Origin of the sequence: Aquibacillus kalidii (genome assembly GCF_014280935.1) — a bacterium.
In the GTDB taxonomy this organism is placed as follows: domain Bacteria; phylum Bacillota; class Bacilli; order Bacillales; family Amphibacillaceae; genus Aquibacillus_D; species Aquibacillus_D kalidii.
Window position 1 is genome coordinate 1 of the sequence record NZ_JACLZI010000018.1, and the last position, 4417, is coordinate 4417.

The 4417-nt window shown below is 35.8% G+C and carries 4 protein-coding genes; 1 reads left to right on the top strand and 3 read right to left on the bottom strand.

The genetic code is table 11. From position 1 onward, the window contains the following. Positions 1–440: 440 nt before the first annotated feature. The gene (locus H7K77_RS03535) at positions 441–1007 is read right to left on the bottom strand and encodes a TVP38/TMEM64 family protein (RefSeq protein ID WP_186576339.1); all 567 of its coding nucleotides are present in this window, start codon (positions 1005–1007) and stop codon (positions 441–443) included. A 125-nt stretch (positions 1008–1132) separates the two neighbouring features. After that, positions 1133–1630 carry an antibiotic biosynthesis monooxygenase family protein gene (locus tag H7K77_RS03540; protein ID WP_186576340.1) on the bottom strand — a complete coding sequence of 166 codons (498 nt, stop codon included), beginning with the start codon at positions 1628–1630 and terminating at the stop codon, positions 1133–1135. A 144-nt stretch (positions 1631–1774) separates the two neighbouring features. Here H7K77_RS03540 and H7K77_RS03545 point away from each other — a divergent pair, with 144 nt between their 5' ends. Continuing rightward, complete coding sequence (locus H7K77_RS03545) at positions 1775–2989, top strand: MFS transporter (protein WP_235988820.1); 1215 nt, start codon at positions 1775–1777, stop codon at positions 2987–2989. 53 nt (positions 2990–3042) lie between these two features. On the opposite strand, the gene cyoE is transcribed toward H7K77_RS03545, so the two are convergent. Further along, on the bottom strand, positions 3043–3951 hold the full coding sequence (gene cyoE / locus H7K77_RS03550) for a heme o synthase (protein WP_186576342.1): 909 nt from the start codon (positions 3949–3951) through the stop codon (positions 3043–3045). Positions 3952–4417 lie beyond the last annotated feature (466 nt).

The window sequence follows — 4417 nt, forward strand, 5'->3', positions numbered from 1 at the left end:
GGCTGAAGCGTTCCCCACGGAAAGCGAGTATTTTTCCACAGCGTCGCATTTGCACTCAATAAATTAAAGAATTCAGTTACTGCAGATTTTATCTCCATTACGAAATAAAAAAAGCAACAGAGCCTGTATTTTTATACTAGGTCAGGTTTCTAAAACTAACTTAAATACCTAACCTAGTATAATTACTATTGTGTAAAATTGCACGAGACAACTCACTTGTAAAATTCTCCAAAACTCTAGTGGTTTGTGTAGATTTTTACGGTCCACACTCTATACCGTTACGATTCCTTCTGCTGTACATAGCAAAGAACCTAATTCGGTTGAATCAGGTTCTTTGTAAAAAAACGCAAACGCCTCGTTCCTAAACGATAATTATATCAAGATCTATGTCATAAGTTCGTAAGCTAGGGCCGGAAGCTTTATTATGCCTTAAGCAAGATTTAATCATATTCTCGGCCTTTTATAGATAATTGACCTTGATTATATTTATCTATTATATAAAAAATCGCTACTAAAACAACAAAGAATATACTAGTAATATACCAAGGTAAGGCTGTAATAGACTCCCCAAAACCCGTATAGATAATCGATGGCAATATTAGACCTAACATTGAATAGTACATATAATCTTTAAACGATTTCGTCATTTCAATCAAATAGAGAGATAATAGATGGAAGTGTACAAATGGCATGATTCGTAAAATCATTACCTGACTAACACTGATCGATTTATCTTTAAACATTTTTTCTTTTAGCTTTGATATTTTTTCTTTAAATTTTGGGAATCGAAAAACTAATTTGTATGAGACAAGACTCATTAATGTTAGTCCTATAAAGGATAAAATTGCTCCCTTTATAAACCCAAAAAGAACCCCACCTAAAATACAAACAACTATCACTGGTAAAAATAAAAATGGTCTGAATAAATGCAAAAGAATATAAAGAACAGGTGCAAGCCAACCCGTACCCTCTATAAAAACCTCAAGGGATTGATCAAATTGATCCATTTCATCCCTCCTCTTACTTCAATTATAATGGTCATAACTATGAAGGTAACCTATTTATCATACTTAAACAATAGACACGAGACCATTTTTCAATAAAATATTAATCTTGCAGGCACTTAAGTCCATCAACTTATAACAAAATATTTCTTTACAAACGACGGCCTCGGAAAGATCTCTGGTTGCTGCTTGTCAATTCCTTCAGATGTCCCCCGCTTTTTATGTGCGTGTATATAAGCTGAAGAGGATTGCCAATTTACAAAGTCATCCTCTTTTTCCCAACAGGTTATCACAATATACGTATCCGAATTTAATGGTCGACAAACCTTTATCGATAAAAAACCAGGCTCCTGTTCTATTTTTCTCGCACGGTTTAGGAATCTTGCCTCGAATTGACTTCTCCCTTCTTCCAATACAGGAATATGATTAAAAACAGCAAAACAATCTTTTGGAACTGGAAGATTACCATCTATAATTTGAAAAGCATGATAGTCATCCATTGTAGCTCCTGGATCTGTTTCTGTCTCCGTTTCAGCGAGGTACAAATCAGTACCGTCTTGGAACTCCCTAAGGATAAAGTAATTTTCCGTTTGTAGTATCTTTTTATTACTAAGATATAAAAACATGTTGCCCCACTTCTTTCATTTTTTATTTTTCCGTTGCTATCCACTAATAAACCGTTACAATACATTATAGGAAACACTTTTAACTTTACCTAGTAAGACAACTTCTCTAAAGCCAATTATCATTATAAGAGGGAATGAAAGCCTTTGAAAGTGGAATCTAAATTAAATTATTACATACTATTATTAGTCGTTTTTGGTGGTTTTTTAATGTTTGGAATCTCCGAAAACATTAAAGGACCTGCACTTCCAGAAATACAAGCAGACTTTAAAGTTAATGAGGCCACCCTCGGAATTATGCTAGCTTTAAATTCCCTTGGTTTTTTGCTTGCCTGTTCTTTTACATCCTTTTTAATTAATAAAATAGGTATTAAAATAACGTCAGTACTTATGTTCGGTTCCATGGCTTTATCTGGCTATTTCATCTATTTATCATCTAGTTTTTTATGGCTTTCAGGTGCTTATTTCTTTTTAAATATAGGAAATGGCATGCTAGAAATAAGCTTAGCTATCCTTGCTGCCCGAGTGTTTACAAAAAATACAGGGACCATGCTTAACCTTTCACATTTCTTTTATGGATTTGGCTCGACAATTGCACCAATTATTGCAGCTTCCATGATGGGATGGCATGTATTTAATATGGAGTTAGGATGGAGAGGAATGTTCCTCGCTATCCTCATCTTTGCCCTTATTCCTTTAATCCCAGCACTAAGTGCAAACTATCCAAAGGAAGAATCTCAAGAAGAAGATCGCATTTCAATCAGGCAATTATTAAGGGATCCCATAGCTTGGTTAATCGTAGCTTCCCTTTCTTTTGGTGTCATTTCGGAACTAGGTATGGCTAGTTGGCTAGTTAATTATCTAGTCAAAGTTTATGATTGGACATTAGAAGATGCTTCAGGTCTGTTATCTTTATTTTTCTTACTATTCATGCTTGCTAGATTACTGCTCGGACCAATTACCGACAAGTTTGGGTACACCATATCGGTTATTACGTTTTCAGCTCTAGCAGGGGTATGTAGCATACTTGCTATCATTACAGGAGAAAAATCAGTCTTACTTTTCGCCATTGCAGGGATCGGCATCGCCCCTGTTTATCCCACTGTGATGGCATTACTAGCCAAACGATATCCAAAAGGAACAGATACAGCGATAACCTTTACTGTTACCTCCATAGGAATAGTAGGCGTAATTGGAAATTTACTAATCGGTTATATTATCGATATTGTGAGTGACCTTTCCAATAGCAACCAGCTTGGTATGCAAGCTGGTTTCGGATTCATATCAGCCTCTGCATTGATTTGTTCCCTGTTCACTGTTGTCATTTACATTAATCTACGCAAAAATAACCAACTCATATAATGAAACAGTAAAGGCTAAAGCCTTTACTGTTTGGTCTGGAAGTATAATTTTTATCAAAAAGAACTAACAATGATCATCGCAAAAAACACAATCATGAGGTAATTCAACGAATATAGAAACATCCAGTGAGCCCACTTGATATCCTCTTTTATAAAAAAACCTTTAATAGAAAGTAATAGCCACCCAATATTCAAAACTGACACTAAGATTACAAATGGAACCCCTAATGATCCCAACATAAATGGTAAAGGGAGCAAACACGCTACATAAATAACCATTTGTCTTTTTGTAAATCGGAATCCGTGTACGACTGGGAGCATAGCTACCCCCGCCCTCCTATATTCTTCGCACTTTTTCATCGCAATTGCAAAGGTGTGTGGAACTTGCCAAATGAATAATAGAAGAAATAATACTATCGGAACAAGATGAGCAGCGGGCTGTACTGCTGCCCATCCAATAAGAGGTGTTACCGCTCCTGATATACTACCAATAATGGTATTCAATGTATATCGTCTTTTAGACCACATGGTGTACAAAACTACATAAGTAAACCACCCAATCCCTCCATAAACCGCTGCTTCTATTGTTGTCAACAACAGCAAGACAAACCCTACAATACTAAATATTATTCCCATCTTTAAAACTACTTTTAATGAAATAGTACCCGTAACGGTTGGACGATTTTTCGTTCGTTCCATTACAGCATCAATATCGGCATCATACCAATTATTGAGTAACAAAGCTCCTGCCATCAGTAATGTACTACCAATCACGGTTAAAAATAGTACATTCAAATTATCTTTAAGGACTGTGTCACTGTAATATAGCGCTAGCCAAAATCCTGTGAACACAGGTAATACGTTTGAGACTAATACTAACGCTTTAAATAGCGATTTAAGATCAGCTATGAAACTAGTTCTTTGCTTTTCATTAGTAGTTGAGGAGTATAAAGAATTTTCCATGGTTCCACCTCGTTTTGTTAATTAGCATTCTATTCTATTGTAGCATGAAAGATTGAAAAATAAGTTACGGGAAAACTTAATGCTAGCAGTAACTAAGTATTGACGCGCTCTTTCATCCCCCAACATGAATCCTATCCATCTTTATATCTTCTCTTATTACGATGTCTTTTAACTATCATAGCCGATAGTTCTAGGTTCATATGTGAGCAATATCATTGGTCACTCGTTTTAAGAGTGTGTTTAAAATCACAAAACTTCGTGATATAGTTCACTATCGTTTGGAGTTTTCCTATTTAAAATAAGATATAGGAAATGGCTTTTCGTAACTATGTTGCATTCGTCGCAATTTCTATAAAATACGAAGTAACTGTTGCCGCTACGGAAATTCACTACGCTTTCCGTGGGCTCGCGCTGAGCCTCCTCGGTCGCAAAGAACGCTCCCTGTGGGGTCTCAACGTCTTCGCTT

Bases quoted from the DNA above. Each gene is read 5' to 3' on its own strand.
- H7K77_RS03535 (WP_186576339.1), bottom strand. From the start codon at position 1,007: ATGGATCAATTTGATCAATCCCTTGAGGTTTTTATAGAGGGTACGGGT.
- H7K77_RS03540 (WP_186576340.1), bottom strand. From the start codon at position 1,630: ATGTTTTTATATCTTAGTAATAAAAAGATACTACAAACGGAAAATTAC.
- cyoE (WP_186576342.1), bottom strand. From the start codon at position 3,951: ATGGAAAATTCTTTATACTCCTCAACTACTAATGAAAAGCAAAGAACT.